The sequence below is a fragment of the Salinicoccus sp. CNSTN-B1 genome (genome assembly GCF_054792835.1).
Genome location: NZ_JBTWMN010000004.1, coordinates 744497 through 763902, shown reverse-complemented (window position 1 = coordinate 763902; position 19406 = coordinate 744497). Strand labels below are relative to the sequence as shown.

Below are 19406 nucleotides of genomic sequence, written 5' to 3'. Positions count from 1 at the left end.
CGTTTCAAAATGCTTTAAACTGGACGGGGACTTCCCGTCCAGTTGCTTTTATTGTGCCAAATACCTACTTGAATGCTTCGAGCTTGTCCTTCTGTTCCTTCATTTCATCTTCAGTCAGTGCAACATATCCTGCCTCTTCCGCTGCAGATGAAGCATTGTTCAGAGTGTATTCCATGAACTGCATGAACGATTCGTTATTTTCAAAGGATTCATCCTTGGCGTATACAAACAGTGGACGTGACAACGGATATTCATAGCTCATGACAGTCTCTTCTTTGACTTCAACAGGCTCTTCACTTTCCGTACCTTGAATCGGAACACCTTTCAGATTTTCCTGGTTCACCATGTAGTAGTTATATCCGAAGAATCCAATCGCATCTTCGCTGCTTGCCACAGATTGGGAGATGACATTCGTGTCCTGGTTCAATTCAGCTGTAATGTCTCCATCATCCATGACCGCTTCCTTGAAGAAGTCATGAGTGCCATGTGACTGGTCCGGTGCATAAGCTGTTATTTCTTCATCAGGGAATTCATCACGGACATCGCTCCAAGTTTCAGCTTCGCCATTGTAGATCGTCTGCAGCTCTTCGAAAGTCAGGTAGTCGACGAAATCATTCTCCGTATTGACTGCAACCGTCAGGCCGTCATTCGCAACTTTAAATTCTGTAAAGTCGATGCCTGCCTTTTCCAGCTCAGAAACTTCCTCTTCCTTGATTTCACGGGATGCGTTCTGAAAGTCCGTCTCACCGGCTACAAACTTCTCAAAACCGCCACCTGTACCGGAGACACCGATGGAAACCTGGACTTCTGGGTACTCAGCGTTGAAATCTTCGTTTATCAGTTCAAAAATCGGGGCTACTGTTGAAGATCCGTCGCCGGAGATGCTGCCTGATGCAGAAGCTTCTGCATCTGTACTGGCTTCGGAACCATCTCCGCTTCCGTCCCCTGTGCTTCCTTCAGATGGATCACTTGCATTGCCCCCTCCGCACGCTGCCAGAATGAATACTAGGCTCATAAGCAATGCAGCCATAAAGATACTCTTTTTCATTACCCGAACTCCTCCAATAAAATAAGTGTTGTGTTTCCTACAAGCCCTACTCTATCGGATGAATGTAAATTTGAAATGAATAGTTTGTAAAGATTGTGTAAATATGAAAAAAACACCAAAGCCGAACCCCAGGTCACCATTTAAGTATTTTGAATCACATTCAGCTTAGAACCTATTAAGTATTTTCTATGCATATAAAAACACCCCTAACGTTGAACTTTGGAATTCAACTTTAGGGGTGCATCTCAGAAGAAAGCAGAGGCTTTTTATTTTTACGTGCTTTGGCCGGAATCCGCACACAGGCTGTTAGCTGTCTTCCTGCTTTTTCGGCAGCGTCACGATGAAGGTCGTGCCTTCGCCTTCACGGCTTTCGACCTCTATTTCACCGTGGTGAGATTCTATCAGGTGTTTGACTATGGCAAGGCCGAGGCCTGTGCCGCCGGAGTGGCGGGAACGTGCCCGGTCAACACGATAGAAGCGCTCGAATATGCGTGGGAGGCTCTCTTCAGGGATGCCGATGCCATCATCCTCTATAATCAGGCGGACGTTATTCGTATCCTCCTTCAGTGATAACTTGACAGCCCCACCTTCGGCAGTGTAGTTAATGCCATTTCCCACCAGATTGAGTATGATTTGTCTGAGACGGTCTTCATCCCCCTCCAGATATACATCCCTTGATGGATCTGGAAGGGCCAGCCGTGTCTTCTTCTCTTCGATGGCCCCCTGCAGTGTAACGGAAACCTCATGGGCGAGTGCCGTCAGGTTTAGAGGCTCGAGGTTCAGAGGCATCTCCTGCTTCTCTATTTTGGAGAGGTTCAGAAGGTCCCTGATCAGGCGATCGAGCCGCTGGCTTTCATCGTGTATGATCTTGAGGAACTGCTGAGTGGTTTCTTCATCGGTCACTTCCCCGCTCATCAGCGTCTCGGAGAACCCCCTGACCGAAGTGACTGGTGTCTTCAATTCATGCGAGACATTGGCCACAAAGTCACTGCGCATCTTTTCAAGTCTCCTTATCTCCGTAATGTCATGGAGGACGATGATGACGCCACACTGCTGCCATCCTTGGCCATAGTAGGGGGCAAGGTGGGCATCCATGATGCGTTCGTGCGGATAATAGGAGTGGACTTCTTCGTGGACCTTCTCATTGGTTTCAAAGACGGCATGTATATGCGGACTGAGGGCGAATCGTTCACCGACTTTCTCATAGGGCTGGCCGATCAGGTTATCCTTATGCTGGGAAAGGAACTTTTCCATCGATGCATTCATCAATGCGACCTTCCCGTCCTGGTTGACGAGCATGACGCCACTCACCATATTAGAGATGATGCTCGTAAGCTGCTGTTCATTCTCCTCTATCTCCTTCATCTGGCTCTGCAGGCTTGCAGCAAGCGCATTGATGGACCGGGAAAGGTCGCCGATTTCACCTTTTGCCTCCGTGTTCACCCGGCTGCTGTAGTCCTTCCTTCTCAGGCGGGAAGTGACATTCATGATGTTGTCGATCGGTCGTGTAATGCTCCTTGCAAGCATGGTGGTCGCAATGGCGGCTATCAGGAACATCAGGCCGAGGGCAATAGACAGGCTGAACCTTAGCTGGTCCATAGCATCATCAATGATGCCGAGGGACAGGGAGCTCCTGACTGCTCCTACAGTCTCCCCTTCGGAAACGAGTGGCAGGGCGACATACATCATATTGAAGTCCTGCGTTGTACTGTAGCGGATTGATTCTCCGAATGTCTCATTCTGCTGAAGTACATCCTGTATTTCAGGACGGTCGAAATGATTGTTCATTTTTTCAGGGTCGTTTTCGGAATCGGCAAGCACGACACCTTCCGTATCCACAACTGTAAAGCGCATCTGAATCGGCTGCTCAAAGTTTTTGATGAGTTCCTGCAGCTGTTCACGCTCATCATAGCTTTCCGAGGCGCTGATGAGCTGTGTGACCATCTGTGCATTTTCGATAAGATGATCGCGGGTCATATCTGTATAGGCATTCTTCAGCAGTGCTGCAAGGATGAACCACAGGATGAGTATCAGGATGAGTATCAGGATGAAGAAGGCGGATGCGATCCTGAACCATAGACGCTTCATTCTGAAGGAACCTCGAGCTTGTAGCCGAACCCCCGGATGGTCCGGATGTAGGCAGGACGTTTCGGGTCGGCCTCGATCTTTTCGCGCAGATGACTTATATGGACATCAACGATCCGCGTATCGCCATCATAATGGAAGTCCCACACCCCATTCAGCAGCTGGTCGCGGCTCAGGACTTTGTTCTTATGATTTGAAAGATAGAGGAGCAGTTCGTACTCCTTTGGGGTGAGTACAAGCTGTTCACCGTGGGCATAGACATCATAGCTGTCGGTATGGATTTCTAGTGCGCCGAGCTTGATAACTGCCGTTGCATCGTCAGGGGTCTTCTGTACCTGTGTCCTGCGGAGGATTGCCTTGACGCGCGCCACCACCTCCCTTGGACTGAAAGGCTTCGTCATATAGTCATCGGCGCCGAGCTCCAGGCCTAGAATCTTATCGAATTCCTCATCCTTTGCTGTGAGCATCAGGATAGGTGTTTCGACCTTTTCTTGCCTGAGTGTCTTGCAGACATCCATTCCATCCATTCCTGGCAGCATCAGATCCAGTACGATCAGGTCGGGCTTTTCAGTCAAAGAAAGATCCAACCCCTGCCGACCATCCTCCGCTGTAATCACTATGTATCCAGCCTTTTCCAAATTGAATTTTATCAATGTAACAATGGATGGCTCATCATCCACTACAAGGATCTTATGCACAGTAATTGCTCCTTCCGTATATATCAGGTTTTTTTAATGTTTTCATTTGTCGGAAAACCATTTTGAGTATATCATGTGGGACCTTTCTATCTGTCTAGCTTAACTTTACAACCGACGAAGTGTTTACTGTCACTCAAAATCTAAAAGACAATTGATATGTTCGAAATTTGCGCATACTGGGATTTGATGGTGTTTTTTAGCTTTTCATGATAAGATTCTTCCTTTTTTAAAGAACTTGATCTATCTGTTTTTCTGTCGCCACACTTCATAAGTGCGGGCATATCTGTTCTTGCCATCCACTGGCCGCTTCAAACACTTTACTCATTTGACCTTCAAAAAGAGCAGAACTCCACTCGTTATCCGGATTTTGCGTAGGGTCAACATACTACCGTGAAGGTTTCCCAGCTACTCATTAGGTCTTACTTTTCTTTTATCTACAACGGCAGCTCCAATTATGTCACCCAATACATTGGAGGCAGTCCCTCCCATTCCTATTATTGCATCCACACCAGCTATTAAGGCCACAATTTCTAACGGTAAACCGAATAGACTAAGAACAGCTGAAAGAGTTATGAGACCGCCAGCAGGGATGCCAGCAGTACCGATGGACAAGATTGTTCCTATGGCTACAATTATAAATAGATTTTCTAAAGATAGATCCATTCCGATTACGTTGGTTGCAAATACAATGGACACTCCCATTCTGAGGGCACCGCCATCAGAATTAAATATGGTACCCAGAGGAATTGAAAAATTCACAACCTCATGTGAAATATCAGCTCTTTTGGCAGACTTGATTGCAATAGGCAAAGAAGCGATGCTGCTTGAGGTGAAAAAAGCAGTTAAATAGGCTTCTTTAGTATCTTTTAAAAATCTCAAAACAGATTTATCCGCTAATTTTAAAAAGCTGAAATAGACGAGGAACCATAAAATAAAAATCCCTATATAGAAAGTGAGTGTAAATAACAATAAAGACTTAAAGGAGTTCAATCCTTGAGAACCGAATGTCGAGGCGCTGATACCAAATACACCAATTGGTGCATAGAGCAATATACCATTTAATATAACATTAAAAACTTTGTTCAAAGTTTCAAAGAGTGAATAGAGGGACTGTGTTTTTTGTTGTGTATCGTCATCAGATGAAGATAACAGAATCGACATCGAAATGCCTAAAATTATAGCTATGAATAATATTGACAATAACTCACCGGAAGAAAATGTTCCAATTAAATTATCAGGTATTATTTTATACAGTATGTCTGAAAAATCGGGGATATCGGGTTGATCAATTGATGTTTTTGGTAAGGTCAAATTTTCACCAGGATTTATAATCAGGGCAACTATTACACCAATCAATACAGATAAACCTGTTGTGACACTGTAATATAAAAATAATTTCCCGCCCATCCTTCCTAGACTCGCTAAATTAATTCGACTTAAGGATAATACTATAGTCAAAAAGATGATGGGTATAGCGATCAATTTTAATAATCTAATGAGTATCTGGCCTAATGGTTCCAGAAATTTAGCGTTTTCACCTAATATTAAAGCAACAATTATGCCTGCTATAAAAGCAATCGTCATTTTTAAAACAATTGAGCTGTCTTTATACTTTCTCCACATATATTTGATCCTCTCTTTTCAATGACCAAGTGTTGCTTCGTTCTTCTGGACCCGACAGCAACCTTAAATATAATACGAGTGCTATTTGAGTTCGATGTAATTTATGTAGTACAGTTGATGAATTTGTTATAAACAATTATATAGATGTTCAAGTAAATATTCATAAAAAATGGTTTAAAGGTTAAAAAATAATCTTTTGAACAGGCATTCAAGGTCACAAAAATCCCCTCCTGATTTACAAATGTTTCGTTGCATCCGTAAACCTGGAGGGCGTCAATTCAATTCTATGCACCAGTTTTTTGATTTGGGTTATTCCTTCCGCTGCCACACTTCATAAGTGTGGGCGTACTTATTTTTATCATCTACAGGCCCCACTTCAGATTGAATGCGCTCGAACTTGTCGTAATCGAAGTCTCGCGGGAAATACGTATCCCCTTTGAAATGTTCATTGATAAGGGTGCGATAAAGGATCTCCACATCGTCTTCAAACATCTTAAACAGCGTGGCACCACCGATGATGTACAGATCCTCCCCATACTCTTTCCCAAGGGCTAGCGCTTCTTCCTTGGAATGGACCACCATCGCTCCGGGGGCCTCGTAATCTTGGTTGGTAGTCAATACAATATTACGACGTCCTAGAAGCGGTCTTTTTGGGATGGTCTCATAAGTCCTGCGTCCCATTACGATATCACCTTGCAGCGTCACCTTCTTGAAAAAAGCCATATCAGCCGGCAGGTGCCACGGCAGTTCACCGTCTTTGCCGATGACTTTATCTTCATCCTCGGCCCACACATACGCAATCATCTCGTCCCCTCCTTTCTGTCACTTACGTTCGTCAGGACATCCACCTCAGCAAGATTGTGATGCCTCATAGAGCCACCCCCATTACCCAGTCCGCTGTCCACGCAGCTTCGATACCGCCACAAATACAGCTATTGCAATCAGCAACAGGGACGTAACGACCAGGGTGATATCGAGGCTCGCATACGCTCCTTCATTTTTAGTGTATATGGCAAAGAATGGCCAGAGCGCTATAAGCGGGTACAGCCAATCTTTGAAGCGGAGTCCGATGGCTGCAATGATCAATGTGGCTGCCATAAGGATGATGATCGTCCATGGCAGTTCACCCATGCCGAACAGCGTTCCAATACCGCTGCTGACGATAAGTGTGAAGACGTTGACCACCGTCGCAATCGTAACCCAGCTGTAATAGACTGAAATCGGCAGGCGATCAAACCAGCGGTATCCTTTTTCAGTCAGCAGCACATGCATCCTCGCCAATGTAAACAGCACTGCGCCAATGACAAGTACTGAAGCAATCAGCAATTGTTGGGTGAATACGACAATCCACAGGCCATTCAGCAAAAAGTTGGCAATGGGCCAGAACCTAAGTTTTTGGACGACTGAATCTTCCCATGTTTTCTCGAAAAACAGGCGGATGAGCCATATCAGCAGCAAAATGTAGATGATGCCCCATATCGAAAAGGCGTATCCTGCCGGCTGGATGATCGTCTGATTGTCATTTGCGACAGAGCTTACGTTAGCCGCACTTAAGTAATTGAAATACAGCATGACGGCAAATGCTGCGATATATCCTATGGTCCATTTCCTATGTTCAGACATTTTATCGACTCTCTCCTCCATAATATTTTACCTATACCCCAAATACTATTTAGCCACTCCCTAGAGGGGGATACGTTTTTTTTAATATATGAAGTGGATGATGACGAGAACAAACATGGAGATGCCGAGGCCGATATGAAGTTTCCTGATTTTAAGCCTCGGATCGACCAGCAGCCGGTACCATCCTGAGAGAACCAGGCAAAGCAGATTGAACGCTGCGATGGTCCCTGTCAATATCTTCATATTGGATGGGTCGAATGTATAGAGGTCGATGACCAGGAAACCATGCAGCAGGATGATGATCAGCGCTCCTGTCCCGACATAGCGGTGATAGGGCCTGATGCGTTTCGAAAATTGGGCCAAGACGGATTTTCTTCCGCCTGTCCCCGATATTGCGTATGGTCGAGAAAACAGCATTGCGTGTCCAGTTGAATATGAACAGTAAAAAACCCGTAAAACCAAGCAATATATGTAGATATGGCGTGTTGGCCGAGAACCCGGATGCAACATTCCACACAGCCCAGATCACTAATATGAAATTCAATAGGAACCAGATGCTCATACAGATGCGCCCCACTTTTTTTACTTATAGAAGACACTCATCAAGTTTTGGATGTAGTCTTCCTGCTGCCCCATCATACTGTTTTTAGCTGTCTGTCGGCAAGTCTCGAAATGAATTTCAACGTTTCCATTTCATCAAGCTGCAGCTTCCAGTAACGATTCATTTAAAAATACCCCCCTGTAAATACTTAACAGGGCGGTTATTTCGTAAATTATGCTTTTTGATGGTACGTGAACTGGAGTTGTCGCACTTCTTCGGCCAACGTGTCATCGGGGCCATCCACTTCAGCATCCGTCAGCACTTCGGTGATGGATAATCCTTTCAGTGGGCCTGATTCCAGGCCCATTTCCTGCTGCCATGCCTTCAGCTGCTTGGTGGAACTGGCATATACGATGCGGCCGAGGCCGACAAGACCGTGCGCCGAGGCGCACATGGAGCAGTGTTCACCTGAAGTATAGACGGTCGCGCTGCGACGGTCTTCCTCATTCAGATGTGAAGCCGCCCATCTTGCGATTTCAAACTCGGGATGGCGCGTGGCATCGCCGCTGGCGATTCTGTTGTGATCTTCAAAGAGTACTTCCCCATCTTTTGAGACGAGGAGTGAACCAAATGGTGCGTCTCCTTTATCGAGCGCAGTCCGGGCGAGTTCTACGCATCTCGTCAAATATTTCCTATCTGTTTCAGTAATCACATGATCATCCTTTCCAGAACGTATTCTACAGGCAATGATACATATCCCGCCGCCTGCTTTCAAAAATAGGCACTTCCTGTCTGATGCGCGCCACTTCCTGCGAATCGATTTGTCCACTGACTACCGCTTCAGACTGCCCTTTTGCTTCGCTGATGACTTCACCCCAAGGATCTGTAATCATCGAGCGTCCTGCGAAAGTCTGCCCACCCATCTCACCATACGTGTTCGCTCCGATGATGTAGCACTGGTTTTCGATCGCCCGTGCTGAAAGGAGCGTTTCCCAGTGCTTCTTCCGTGCATCCGGCCATTGGGCTGGCACAAAGATGATGGAAGCACCTTTTAATGTCAGGTCCCTGAACAGCTCCGGAAATCTTAGGTCATAGCAGATCACCATGCCGCACTTGCTGCCATCAATCATAAATGTCTCCACTTTATTGTCCCTGCCGCAAGATGTTTCGGTTCATCGAGCATCGGCACAAGATGCATCTTGGAGTACTCATATACAAGCGTCCCCTCACGGTCGACGACGAACGCAGTGTTGTAGACCTTATCCGGGTCATCCTTTATGTTGGCGACGGAGCCGGCGACGATATTGACATTATATTGCTGCGCCAATTCCGATATGAACGACAGGGCCGGCTCAAGGTCATGACAGGCATGCGCCGCTATATGTTCAAGGTCATACCCTGATGTCCACATTTCAGGCAGCACAACGATATCCGTCTCTTCAAGCGTCTCCTGTTCGAATTGTGCACGCACCTTATTGAGATTACCTTCGAAATCTCCAAATTCCACCTGGTACTGTAGGACTTTTACGTTGATATCCCCACTCCTCTACTTCATATGATTTAATGTCGATGAAATATCGCTCACCGTCAAAATGAACGTGTCAGAATCATTCAATATCTACTTAAAGTATATGGGACATGCCGAATACTTGCAATTAACGATGGCAAGTCCAGCGCTTTCACGTTATCCTTATAATTAAAAAGAGGTGGCCACATGATTGAGGTAAGGCAGGATAAAGATTTACGGCAACACGACCTTGAGCAGCTCTATATGGCGAAGGGGCAATCCAGATATGAATCGCGATTCGGTGAACTCCATAAAGCAGTCATTGCATCTGATTATCTCATCACCGCATGGTCGGATGAACAGCTGACTGGTATTCTGCGTTCTTCTGGTGATGGGGCTTTTACGCAATACATATCCGACTTCATCGTCCACCCCGATTTCCGTTCACAGGGCATCGCTTCATCCCTAATGGATACTTACCTTGAAGCTGTCGCACATGTTGATGAAATCTATCTTTTCTTTCAAAATAGCGGACCCAACACCTTCACTGGAACGTGGCTTGCCTACAGGGGGTTTTCCGAAATAAAAGGGGATCCGTCCCCTTCATATACCTTCGCAAGAAAGCATAAAAATCCCGCTTAAAGATAAGCGGGATTTTGGTTTTATATAAAATAGTTGCCGAGGACGCTGTTGACGTCGTGCACCACCACAAATGCATTCTCATCATAATGCTTGATGAGCCGCTTGACGCGGGGCAGCTGGTTCTTGTTGATGATGACATACAATATATCCTTATCGGCCTGGGTATAGAAGCCGCGCCCCTCCATGATGGTCACACCCCGCCTGATTTCACTGTTGATCATCTTGCCGAGGCGATCCGGATGGTCGGAAATGATGGTGATCGCTTTTTTGGGGTTCATACCTTCGATGATGAAGTCCATCACCTTCATACCGATGTAGAGTGCAATGACAGTCAAGAGGACCTGCTCGAGCGTCATGACGGTCAGACCGATTGTAATGACGACCAGGTCAAAGAACAGCAGGGCATAGGAAACGTTGATATCCATGTATTTATTGACGAGACGTGCCAATATCGTCGTACCGGCAGTGGTCGCACCGATGCGGATGACCAGACCGATGCCAAGACCGACGAACAGCCCACCAAAAACGGTGTTGATCAATATCTGATCAGTTCTGGATCTGCCAGTCTTCAGTCAGCCATAGAAACAAGGATGTCAATATGACTACGACGATTGTATAGTACATGGAGCGTCTACTTAAGAATTTGAACCCCACTACAAGTAAGACTGCATTCATAAGGAAGTTCGAGATTGCCGGTGAAATATCAAATGCATAATACAGGATGACTGCAAGCCCAGTGACGCCCCCTTCGCCGAGATTCCCGGCGATCATGAAGGTGTTGACGCCGATGGCGAAAAGGAATGACCCGACGATGATGGTCACGATATTGATCAATGTCTGTTGGGTGATCCTTGAACTGATCGGTAATTTACGTTTTTCAAAATTCATGTTCTTAAGTTTCTCTCTGATTTTCACAATAATCCTCCTCCTGGTCCATATTTCTCTTGGGTGCATTGCACTTTAGAAAGTATTTATTCAAACTGTCGTATATGGCCTCTACTCTGCATAGGCCTCTGGCACGTTGACTCTGAGGCATCCTTGGAGCAATCTGATATCCATCGCTTCAAATTCATGTGGGTCCCCGTCAATATCCATCGTTTCAAGACGGTCTGTATCCAGATGGAGTGTTTCAGCCTTCATGTAATGCACATTTTCGTGCTCAGCAATCGTCCCCTGAAGGCCGCAATGATGATTTCAATGATTGCCTTCGGATTCGATGGCGTGATGTTGAGGATATGCAGATGGCGGTCGTCGATGCTTGCATGCGGCAGTAATTTTTCAAAGCTGCCGACGGATGAAGTATTCGCTACAATCGTCAATATGGAATCACTCATCACTTTTTCCGATTCCGTTTCGATTTTCACACGATATGTCTTCATTGTGACGAGCGCACGTAATCCGGCGTAGAGATAGGCGAAGATGCCGAAGCGATTCTTAGCGGTCGAGCCCACGCGGGTGAAAGATTCCATAAAATCACCGAGCGCGATCAAATAGGCGATATGGCGGTCATTGCCTTTCATGACATCCGCTTCTATAGTCTTCTGGGCGATTTCAGGTTATTTATGGCCGTATCCATGTCAAGCGGCAGACCCAGTGCGCGGGTGTAATCGTTGACGGTCCCTGCCGGCAGGATGGAAAGCGGTGCATCTGACCCACTCTCCACCATCCCATCGATGATTTCGCCAATCGTACCATCGCCGCCTGCTGACACAATCAGATCGACATCTGATGCAGCCATCGCGATTTCCTTTGCGTCCGATCCATCCGTGTAGTGGATGTCGACTTTATAGCCCTGACTATTCAGTGCATCGAGCACTCGGTATTCGATGGGCGGTTTCTTTTTTTTACCCGAGTTTCTGTTGATGATGACTGCGGCTTTTTTCATATATTACTCCAATCCGGCCATTACAGCCCATTTGATTGCCTATGGTAATCAATATATATGATAGGGTAAAAAGATACGCGGCGCAATGATCAATGCTCGCATTATTTTTTATGTAGTGACTGGCACACTGCTCCATCGCAGGGGCATAGCAGAATATCTTAAAAGGGACGGCTCCAAACCGTCCCTTTTGCCTTATATCCTTTGAATCTTTTTGGATGCTTCCTTTAGACACATGTCCAACGACCCAATTTTTATTTGCTCAAAATTGATATGCAGCTAGAGAACGTTCCTCATCAGAGAAAGGAAAAGATCGTCTGCACCGTTTCATTTCCATAGAGGATGTATACGCCAAGGCCAATATATATGATCGCCATAATCCATGTGCCGTACTTTTCGATTGTTTCCCCGATCAGCGCAGTACGTGCTATCCTATGCGCTGTAAAGGCCAGCAGAAAGATGAGGATGAGAAGTACTATTAAAGAGACAGCCAGGCCGCCTGCATCGATCGTCACAAAATATGGAACGAACAAACCAATATTATCAGCGCCACAACTTCCGATTATGATCATCACTACTTTTCCCGCTAATCCGTCCAACCCCTTCTTATCCAACTGTGCTGTTGCCTCCGCCTCATCGGAATCACCCACCAGCAAGACCTTTACCCCGAAGTATATCGGTATGAGTCCAAGCAATCCCAAAATCCATTTTTCAGGTATGAAACCGAGCACATAGGCCAAGATGAGACTGACTATGATCAATATCAACGAACCCACATACTGGCCGATATAGATTTGTCTGATCTGCCTGTCCGTCTCTGCCCTGGCAAAAAGATCAGCAGTATTGCGATCAGGTCGATGGCGGTAGCCATGTATAAAACCGCGGCCGTCAATATTGTCTGCAACATGGAAGCACTCCTTCCTTAATCCCATATACCCAGTTGACCGTTGAAACATCCACCCTGTTCCTGGCATGAAAGAAACCCCGGGCATTGCCCGGGGCTTACGTCTAATTTAATATATTCTTATGGACGACGCCCTCTTTGGCTACGACCGTCACCTTGCTGTTATCCTTCAGCGACCCGATATCTTCCAACGGATTGTCTTCCACCAGGATGAAGTCGGCCACAAAATCTTCCTTGATCAGGCCGATGTCCGCATACCCCATGCATTCTGCCGCCGTCTTCGTCGAAGCGACGATCGCATCCATCGGCGTCATGCCGCACTCGACCATCAGTTCCAGCTCCCTTAGGTTGGTGCCGTGCTTGAACACTCCTGCGTCAGTACCCATTGCGATCTTGACGCCTGCCTTATAGGCGCGTGTAAAGCTTTCCTTATGGTATTCGATGACTTCCTCCGACTTTTCGATGGCTGTCTTCGGCATCCCTAGCTCTTCGGCGAATTCGAGGACGGACACCGGCGCCAACAGTGTCGGCACAAGATAGGTGCCCTGATCCTTCATCAATCCGCACACCTCGTCATCCAGGAAGATGCCGTGCTCAATGGAGTGGATGCCCGCTTCCACACATTGCCTGACACCTTCCAGGCCCTGGGCGTGGGCCATGACCTTCACGCCATTCCTGAACTTGGCCTCTTCGACGATGACCTTCAACTCCTCAAGTGAGAACTGGGTGAATTTCGGATGATCCGTCGGGCTCGATACGCCGCCCGTGGCGTGGACTTTAATGATATCCGCCCCGGCCCTCAACATTTCACGCGTCTTCTTCCTGACTTCCTCCACCCCGTCACAAATACCTGCCGGCATGCCGGGATGCGGTTGGAACAGGTCCGTATTGATGCCTGAATAGTTGTAGCCGTCTCCATGGCCCCCTGTGATGGTCAGTGCGTTGACGCTGATCTGCATGCGCGGTCCGGCCACGAGTCCATCGTCTATGGCGCGCTTTAGGCCGAGATCACTGCCAAGAGCATCGCGCACTGTAGTGACTCCGGCGTCAAGCGTGCGTTTCAAGTATCCCATCGCCTGATAGAAATTATAGGAGAAGGGCGTAACCAGCCGTTCTTCCATCGGCTTGAACTCAGTCATCATATGGACATGCGTATCGATCATCCCAGGGAGCATATACCGCCCGCCCCCTTCTATGACTTCCGCACCTTTCACTCCATCGTCCGCATTGATTGCACTGAATCGGCCATCTTCCACCAGAACATTTACATTTTCGATTACTTCAGAACCTGTACCATCAATCAGATTAATGTTTTTTATAAGCAGTTTAGTCATCAGTTACACTCCTGTTTTATATTTTTAGATTAGGCTCATGACGAATGTGGCAACGAATATGGACGCTGTCGTAACGGTGATGAATCCACCGATCAGCATCGGGGTGACCAACTCCTGGAACAGCGTATTCTGATCTTCTATGTTGTCCGTTTCACTGCGGGCAACCTCCTCGCAGATCAGGTAGTCCCCTGGGAAACCGATCAGGGCAGTCAGTGCGACTGGCACACCCTTATATGGGTGCCACCCGACGAGCTTCGAAGCGAGGAACCCACCACCGATGATGCCGACGATACCAAGCCCCAAGATCATGGCGACCGCCGGAATGTTGGTGACGACATCCTGCGGGGTTATCCCTCCCATCGTCCCGATGATGACGAATATCAGCGCCACCATCATGAAGCTGAACGAGTTCGCAGACTCAAGCGCACTTTTTGGCAGCAGATTGAAGTTCAATGCCAAAATACCGAACAGCAGGCAGTACAGCGTATAATGGATGCCTGTCAGATCGCCGATGACGACACCAAGCATGCCCAGGAAGAAAATGACGAAGAGCTTGATTGTGTTGTTTTTCATCAGGCTGAAGCGGGAAGCCCCCCGCAGTTCTTCAAATCCGACACTCTTTTCCTGCGTCAATCTTTCCCCAGCCATGAACGTGCGGCCATACCGCTTCATGAAGGCTGTGGCAAGCGGCATCCCGATGACGCCCTGGAAAGACTGGACGAGTACAGGCACGACAATCAGGCTGGATAACCCAAGATTCGTCAATGTCTCATTCGTGATCAGTAGCGCCACGACTCCGCCGGATACCGGCCCGACGCCACTTGCTGCGGTTTCAAAATCAAACACCAATGTAACGAGGCTCAATATCAGCACCAGGGCCCCGACCAGCCCTGAGAGGGCAATCACTACAGCGCGCCATTGCTTTTTCAAGATTGAAAAGCGCATCAGTGTGCCCATATGTACAATAAGTGGTCCGATGAGTATCGCACCTAAAGCCGGCAAAGTCGATAATTCCAATATGTTTTCTGGAAATACACCGATCCACGTCAAAATCAAAAATCCCAGCATCGCCGTCATCAACATCGGTATACGTGCCCGCGTCAAGACGGAGATCACTTCTCCTAAAGCAATTAAAGCAAACAACATGACAGTCGCAACTATCGGTTCTTCCATCATGACCTCTCACCCCTTACTCCTCTTTGAAAGTAGTATACGGGGTAACTTGGATAAATTAAACCCTGTTTTCAGAAAAAACAGCTAATTCTGACAATGAATACGTTTTCATAAATAAAGAGAGGGGGTCCCCTCCCAAAAGATCTACTCAAACGCTTCACGGGCGATGCCAAGCGACCGGAGCATGGCAGTTTTCTTATAATGATGGTCCTCGAACTTCTCCAGAATATCGGAGACGACCTCGACCCCTTCGACGATATAGTCGCCCTTATTCAGCATGATGCACTCGGCGCGCGAACCGGCGACCACATCCGACATTTCGGAACGGGTCGGGATCCCGGTCTTGACGAGGGATTCCACTACTTGGGTCGCCCATATGACGGGCACATGTGCCGCTTCGCAGATCCACAGGAGCTCCTCCTGGACCTCACTCAGCCGCTCGTAGCCGATTTCAACCGCAAGGTCCCCCGCGCGAGCATGACGCCGAACGGCCGGGCCCCTGCCGCTTTCTGTATGATCTCAGGCAGATTCCGTATGCCTTCCAGGGTCTCGATCTTCGCGACTGATGGCAGTTTGCAGCGCTCGCCTTCAAGTCTTGAATCCAAGGCTTCTTCTATCATTTCGATGTCTCTGGCGTCCTTGATGAATGAAAAGGCGACGGCATCTGCATGTTGAGCAGCGAAATCAAGATCTGTCTCATCCTTCTTCGTCAGGACCGGCAGCTTGAAATCAAGATCCGGCAGATTGATGCCTTTCTCCGTCTTGACTTTGACACCGCCTTCTTTGACCGTCCGCTCCACTTCACAGATGACCCCGTCATCCAGAATATCGGTTGCCACTGCCTCAATGTGCCCGTCATCGATCTTTATCTTCTGGCCCTGTTCGATTTTACTGATGGCTTCGGGGACGGAAGTATTGAGCGCAATCTCTATACTTTTAGGCAGCGTCATGGCAGTCTTGTCCGATAACAGGAAACGTTCGCCTTCCTTCAGTTTCGGATTTCGTTTTGAAGTCAGCAGATGCCTGGTGCGTATTTTTGGTCCGCCGATATCCATCAGGATGCGGCATTGTCTGCCGGTCTCCTCCTTGGCACGCTTGATATGTTCAATCATGCCGAGCCACACATCTTCTTCGTCGTGTGCACAGTTGATGCGCGCCATATCCATACCGGCTTCAACCAGGCTCAGTACAAGCCCATAATCATCTCCCGCCTGGGAGGGCATCGTCACAAGTATGCGGGTGTCCCGTTCCCCGCCTTCTCCGAACAGCTGAGCGGTATTTTCCTTCAGTGCCTGGTTGCGCTCCAAAAATGAGGACGACGTCCGGTAGTCGATGTCCCCGACATCTTGACCGGCAATGAATCCGAGTGTCCGTACGACCGCATTCAGCGTGCCCATCACATCCGCCTCCAACCTCCCCAGGGAAGAGACGCCCCATGGTATGAGGGAATGCTGGAGCGTGCGCCTGTCATGTTTCCTGAACGCCATATAATAGGCAAGGTTACGGGCACTCATCTCATATTCCGGCCGCATCGCTGCTGTACGCCATCTATCAAAAAGGGCCTCCCCTTCTTTTTTAACCTGTGTGCGGATCGCCATCACTTCTTCCAATAATGATTGTGCCTTGCTCCTGTCCATCCTCATCACCTCTCCATTATTGATCCATCGTTACCTGTATACCCATCAACGGATATAAAAATGCTTCCCCGGCAGATTCCGGAGGAAGCATTAAATACCACGTTTAAAAAACAGATGCAGGAGTTCAAAGAAGCCGATATGAAAAATGACCCATAACAAAAACCCGATATGTCCCTCCAAATTGATGGACTGGACTGCCGCCTGCGGCAATATGAAGTAGAGCACTACTGTAGAAGCCCAGGCTGTCACCATGGCCGGCATGTAGAGGGACGGCCGGTATATATGGAAACCTTTCAGAACGGTCGCGAGAACGATGGAGACAACGAGATGAATTGCGATCTCCACTAACAGATGCAGTTCACCATCATATACGAAATCAATGTTCAACAACAGTGTCATCAATTCTATCTCCGCACTGTACTCGACATAGGCGCATACAAGAAAAAGCAGAACGCCTGACGCGATGCCTGCAACCAAACCTGAAACAATAATTTTCTTCATGGTCAATGTCCTCTAATTTATAAAATTAAATCAATTCGACATCTCCATTGTAGCACAGCACACCTACGATTTTAAGACTGGCAATTGAAGCCGAACCGATATATGATGAATGTCGAGATAAAGGAGGGTTTTCTTGAAAAATCTATCATTTGAAGAAGAAGCGCACCACCTCACCTTCATCACCAGCTTCCTGAAGGTATTCCATGCCGACCTGAAAAGGAGACAGGATACGGTGTCACAAGGCATACTCGACACACGCCAGGACATCAACGAGAATATATCCAACGTTGTTGATTTCGCTGACGGCAACGTCATGGAATTCGTCCAGATGCTGCCTGAAATCAGAAGGACCGAGATGAACTTCAACTATATCCATACAATGCTTGAACGCACCAGACGGATGCTGCCGAAACCGTACTTCGGAAAAATCGTCGTCGATGGGGAGCCGCTCTACATCGGCACGGGCACCATCAAGGACCGCGATGACGACATATTGATATATGACTGGCGCACGCCTGTTGCAGGCCTGTTCTATGAAAATACGACCGGGGAACTCGACTATATCATCCCAGACGGAAGCCGGATCGATGCGACTGTCACGGAACGCCGCCAGTTCATCATAGAAGATGGTACGCTGGTCAACATGTTCGACAGCGATATGTATATTGGAGATGAAATACTGCAGCAGATGATCACTGATTCCTCGCAGTCCAAACTGAAGAATATCGTCTCCACCATCCAGCAGGAGCAAAATGATGTCATCCGCCTGCCGCTATCGCAGGACACCCTCGTCTATGGTCCCCCGGGAAGCGGCAAGACTTCCCTTGCGATGCAGCGGATCGCCTTTTTGCTCTATCAGCACAAGGACAAGCTCGACCCCGGCAACATCCTTCTCGTATCACCCAATGAAGTGTTCAATGATTACCTCTCCGATGTGTTGCCTGAACTGGGTGAGAATCATGTGAAGAACATGACGTTCTATCGCCTCATCAGCCGTTTCCCGTATTTTGGCGGCCGCCGTTTCGAGACGGTCTACGAGAACATCAGACGGTTAAGGGAGACCGATCAGGGTCATGACATCTATGCCTATAAAACTCCCTCCACTACTTTGAATCGCTGCACCGCTTCATGAACCGTCTTCATGAGACAGGCATGGAATTCCGTGAACTGAAGGGCGAAGACGGCATCTTCTTCACAAAAGAGCAGCTGCATCACCTTTTCTATAACGAGTTGGGGCATCATCCGATCAGCCGCCGCCTGTCGCTGATCCGTGAACGGCTTTTGAACCTCTACACGGAAAGAGTGGCAAGCCTGACGAACGAGCGGTTTGAGACATTGCTTTCTGACAACCAGTACATCGGTGAGCGCCACGAACTTAAGAACGAGGCACATCAACATGCCAAAGCCCAGCTTAAAACTGTGCATCGCCAAATTTCACTCTACCGCTTCGTCCACTTCGAGAAGCTGTACGTCAACTCCATCGAAGAAAAGGCATTCCGCAATCCGACGATCCAATCGATCAAGGAAAACCATTTCAAATATGAAGATATCGCACCACTGCTCTATATGTTCATCCGGTTGCTCGGCCGCGCCGATAAAAAGATTCAACATGTTCTCGTCGATGAAGTGCAGGATTATTCCAACATCCAGTACTATGTCCTTCGCCATTTCTATAGGAATGCCACATTCACGAGCCTCGGCGACCCGAACCAGCAGATCCATCCCGGACGAAAAGATGCACTCATCGCCAAGAATCACGCTAAAAAGACACTTGAACGGTCATATCGTTCGACCAATCAGATCAATGCCTTCTTGAACACTCTAATACCGGATGCCATTCAATCGGCCTCAATCGACGGCGATCCCGTCCACCATGTTGAGACGACGGATGAACTCGCAAGTGTTCGCAGCATCCTGCAGTCGGGATCACATCCTCAAGTCGCCATCATCACCCCTTCCAGGGAATCGGCGGATGCATGGTTCGAACAGTTGAAGGATGATTTCCCGGACCTTAAAAACCTCGGGGAGACGGATACCCTCTATAACCAGTCGTTCATCATCCTACCCTACTATCTATCAAAGGGATTCGAGTATAATACGGTGATTCTGACGGATGCTTCAAGCTATAAAGATTCAGTGCACATCCTCTATGTCCTCGCGTCACGGGCGACACGGCACTTATATCTGATGAATTCCGACTAACACAAT

The 19406-nt window shown here is 47.8% G+C and carries 19 protein-coding genes and 3 pseudogenes; 3 read left to right on the top strand and 19 right to left on the bottom strand.

Features of this window, described 5'->3' with window-relative positions; all coding sequences use genetic code 11:
• Positions 1 to 64: 64 nt before the first annotated feature.
• From ACYF68_RS04435 to ACYF68_RS04390, 10 genes are all read right to left on the bottom strand, one after another.
• Entirely contained in the window at positions 65 to 1048 is a 984-nt protein-coding gene (locus ACYF68_RS04435) for a phosphate ABC transporter substrate-binding protein PstS family protein (RefSeq protein WP_461045516.1), read from the bottom strand.
• Positions 1049 to 1354: 306 nt separating this feature from the next.
• The gene (gene pnpS / locus ACYF68_RS04430) at positions 1355 to 3136 is read right to left on the bottom strand and encodes a two-component system histidine kinase PnpS (protein WP_461045515.1); all 1782 of its coding nucleotides are present in this window, start codon (positions 3134 to 3136) and stop codon (positions 1355 to 1357) included.
• Positions 3133 to 3831 (bottom strand): response regulator, encoded by a 699-nt coding sequence (locus ACYF68_RS04425; protein ID WP_461045514.1) that lies wholly within the window; start codon positions 3829 to 3831, stop codon positions 3133 to 3135. Before ACYF68_RS04425 ends, pnpS begins: the two co-directional genes overlap by 4 nt.
• A gap of 405 nt (positions 3832 to 4236) precedes the next feature.
• Positions 4237 to 5454 (bottom strand): dicarboxylate/amino acid:cation symporter, encoded by a 1218-nt coding sequence (locus ACYF68_RS04420; protein WP_344701807.1) that lies wholly within the window; start codon positions 5452 to 5454, stop codon positions 4237 to 4239.
• A 309-nt stretch (positions 5455 to 5763) separates the two neighbouring features.
• On the bottom strand, positions 5764 to 6258 hold the full coding sequence (locus tag ACYF68_RS04415) for a dihydrofolate reductase (RefSeq protein WP_344701809.1): 495 nt from the start codon (positions 6256 to 6258) through the stop codon (positions 5764 to 5766).
• Positions 6259 to 6339: 81 nt separating this feature from the next.
• Positions 6340 to 7077, bottom strand: a complete 738-nt coding sequence (locus ACYF68_RS04410; RefSeq protein WP_344701811.1) for a tryptophan-rich sensory protein — start codon at positions 7075 to 7077, stop codon at positions 6340 to 6342.
• Positions 7078 to 7158: 81 nt separating this feature from the next.
• Positions 7159 to 7440 (bottom strand): PH domain-containing protein, encoded by a 282-nt coding sequence (locus tag ACYF68_RS04405; protein WP_461045513.1) that lies wholly within the window; start codon positions 7438 to 7440, stop codon positions 7159 to 7161.
• A gap of 410 nt (positions 7441 to 7850) precedes the next feature.
• Complete coding sequence (locus ACYF68_RS04400) at positions 7851 to 8330, bottom strand: nucleoside deaminase (RefSeq protein ID WP_344701815.1); 480 nt, start codon at positions 8328 to 8330, stop codon at positions 7851 to 7853.
• 25 nt (positions 8331 to 8355) lie between these two features.
• The gene (locus tag ACYF68_RS04395; protein WP_461045512.1) at positions 8356 to 8760 is read right to left on the bottom strand and encodes a nitrilase-related carbon-nitrogen hydrolase; all 405 of its coding nucleotides are present in this window, start codon (positions 8758 to 8760) and stop codon (positions 8356 to 8358) included.
• Positions 8745 to 9125, bottom strand: coding sequence for a nitrilase-related carbon-nitrogen hydrolase (locus tag ACYF68_RS04390; protein ID WP_461045511.1), 381 nt, complete (start codon positions 9123 to 9125; stop codon positions 8745 to 8747). Before ACYF68_RS04390 ends, ACYF68_RS04395 begins: the two co-directional genes overlap by 16 nt.
• 207 nt (positions 9126 to 9332) lie before the next feature.
• On the opposite strand from ACYF68_RS04390, the gene ACYF68_RS04385 reads away from it, so the two are divergent.
• Positions 9333 to 9767, top strand: a complete 435-nt coding sequence (locus ACYF68_RS04385; protein WP_461045510.1) for a GNAT family N-acetyltransferase — start codon at positions 9333 to 9335, stop codon at positions 9765 to 9767.
• A 20-nt stretch (positions 9768 to 9787) separates the two neighbouring features.
• Here the strand turns inward: ACYF68_RS04385 and ACYF68_RS04380 are convergent.
• From ACYF68_RS04380 to ACYF68_RS04340, 9 genes and pseudogenes are all read right to left on the bottom strand, one after another.
• Positions 9788 to 10655 (bottom strand): annotated as a pseudogene (locus tag ACYF68_RS04380) (YitT family protein).
• Positions 10656 to 10763: 108 nt separating this feature from the next.
• Complete coding sequence (locus ACYF68_RS04375) at positions 10764 to 10907, bottom strand: hypothetical protein (RefSeq protein WP_461045509.1); 144 nt, start codon at positions 10905 to 10907, stop codon at positions 10764 to 10766.
• Positions 10904 to 11287, bottom strand: coding sequence for a diacylglycerol/lipid kinase family protein (locus ACYF68_RS04370; RefSeq protein WP_461045508.1), 384 nt, complete (start codon positions 11285 to 11287; stop codon positions 10904 to 10906). The genes ACYF68_RS04375 and ACYF68_RS04370 overlap by 4 nt, the downstream gene beginning before the upstream one ends.
• Before the next feature lie 11 nt (positions 11288 to 11298).
• Positions 11299 to 11652: a diacylglycerol/lipid kinase family protein gene (locus ACYF68_RS04365; protein WP_461045507.1), complete on the bottom strand. Its 354-nt coding sequence runs from the start codon at positions 11650 to 11652 to the stop codon at positions 11299 to 11301.
• A gap of 293 nt (positions 11653 to 11945) precedes the next feature.
• A pseudogene (locus tag ACYF68_RS04360) lies at positions 11946 to 12556 on the bottom strand (CadD family cadmium resistance transporter).
• A 101-nt stretch (positions 12557 to 12657) separates the two neighbouring features.
• Complete coding sequence (locus tag ACYF68_RS04355) at positions 12658 to 13887, bottom strand: metal-dependent hydrolase family protein (RefSeq protein ID WP_461045506.1); 1230 nt, start codon at positions 13885 to 13887, stop codon at positions 12658 to 12660.
• Between the two features lie 24 nt (positions 13888 to 13911).
• Positions 13912 to 15063 carry a hypothetical protein gene (locus tag ACYF68_RS04350; protein ID WP_461045505.1) on the bottom strand — a complete coding sequence of 384 codons (1152 nt, stop codon included), beginning with the start codon at positions 15061 to 15063 and terminating at the stop codon, positions 13912 to 13914.
• A gap of 141 nt (positions 15064 to 15204) precedes the next feature.
• Positions 15205 to 16283 (bottom strand): annotated as a pseudogene (locus ACYF68_RS04345) (pyruvate kinase).
• Between the two features lie 504 nt (positions 16284 to 16787).
• Complete coding sequence (locus ACYF68_RS04340; protein ID WP_461045504.1) at positions 16788 to 17198, bottom strand: hypothetical protein; 411 nt, start codon at positions 17196 to 17198, stop codon at positions 16788 to 16790.
• A gap of 133 nt (positions 17199 to 17331) precedes the next feature.
• Between ACYF68_RS04340 and ACYF68_RS04335 the strand changes: the two genes are divergently transcribed.
• Both ACYF68_RS04335 and ACYF68_RS04330 read left to right on the top strand, forming a co-directional pair.
• A complete protein-coding gene (locus ACYF68_RS04335) occupies positions 17332 to 18330 on the top strand; it encodes a helicase domain-containing protein (RefSeq protein WP_461045503.1) in 999 nt (332 codons plus the stop codon).
• Positions 18327 to 19400, top strand: coding sequence for a UvrD-helicase domain-containing protein (locus ACYF68_RS04330; RefSeq protein WP_461045502.1), 1074 nt, complete (start codon positions 18327 to 18329; stop codon positions 19398 to 19400). The genes ACYF68_RS04335 and ACYF68_RS04330 overlap by 4 nt, the downstream gene beginning before the upstream one ends.
• Positions 19401 to 19406 lie beyond the last annotated feature (6 nt).

Excerpts from the sequence above, each read along its gene's own strand:
- ACYF68_RS04435 (WP_461045516.1), bottom strand. The coding sequence starts at position 1,048 with ATGAAAAAGAGTATCTTTATGGCTGCATTGCTTATGAGCCTAGTATTC.
- pnpS (WP_461045515.1), bottom strand. The coding sequence starts at position 3,136 with ATGAAGCGTCTATGGTTCAGGATCGCATCCGCCTTCTTCATCCTGATA.
- ACYF68_RS04420 (WP_344701807.1), bottom strand. The coding sequence starts at position 5,454 with ATGTGGAGAAAGTATAAAGACAGCTCAATTGTTTTAAAAATGACGATT.
- ACYF68_RS04415 (WP_344701809.1), bottom strand. The coding sequence starts at position 6,258 with ATGATTGCGTATGTGTGGGCCGAGGATGAAGATAAAGTCATCGGCAAA.
- ACYF68_RS04410 (WP_344701811.1), bottom strand. The coding sequence starts at position 7,077 with ATGTCTGAACATAGGAAATGGACCATAGGATATATCGCAGCATTTGCC.
- ACYF68_RS04385 (WP_461045510.1), top strand. The coding sequence starts at position 9,333 with ATGATTGAGGTAAGGCAGGATAAAGATTTACGGCAACACGACCTTGAG.
- ACYF68_RS04375 (WP_461045509.1), bottom strand. The coding sequence starts at position 10,907 with ATGAAGGCTGAAACACTCCATCTGGATACAGACCGTCTTGAAACGATG.
- ACYF68_RS04370 (WP_461045508.1), bottom strand. The coding sequence starts at position 11,287 with ATGAAAGGCAATGACCGCCATATCGCCTATTTGATCGCGCTCGGTGAT.
- ACYF68_RS04365 (WP_461045507.1), bottom strand. The coding sequence starts at position 11,652 with ATGAAAAAAGCCGCAGTCATCATCAACAGAAACTCGGGTAAAAAAAAG.
- ACYF68_RS04355 (WP_461045506.1), bottom strand. The coding sequence starts at position 13,887 with ATGACTAAACTGCTTATAAAAAACATTAATCTGATTGATGGTACAGGT.
- ACYF68_RS04350 (WP_461045505.1), bottom strand. The coding sequence starts at position 15,063 with ATGATGGAAGAACCGATAGTTGCGACTGTCATGTTGTTTGCTTTAATT.
- ACYF68_RS04340 (WP_461045504.1), bottom strand. The coding sequence starts at position 17,198 with ATGAAGAAAATTATTGTTTCAGGTTTGGTTGCAGGCATCGCGTCAGGC.
- ACYF68_RS04330 (WP_461045502.1), top strand. The coding sequence starts at position 18,327 with ATGAACCGTCTTCATGAGACAGGCATGGAATTCCGTGAACTGAAGGGC.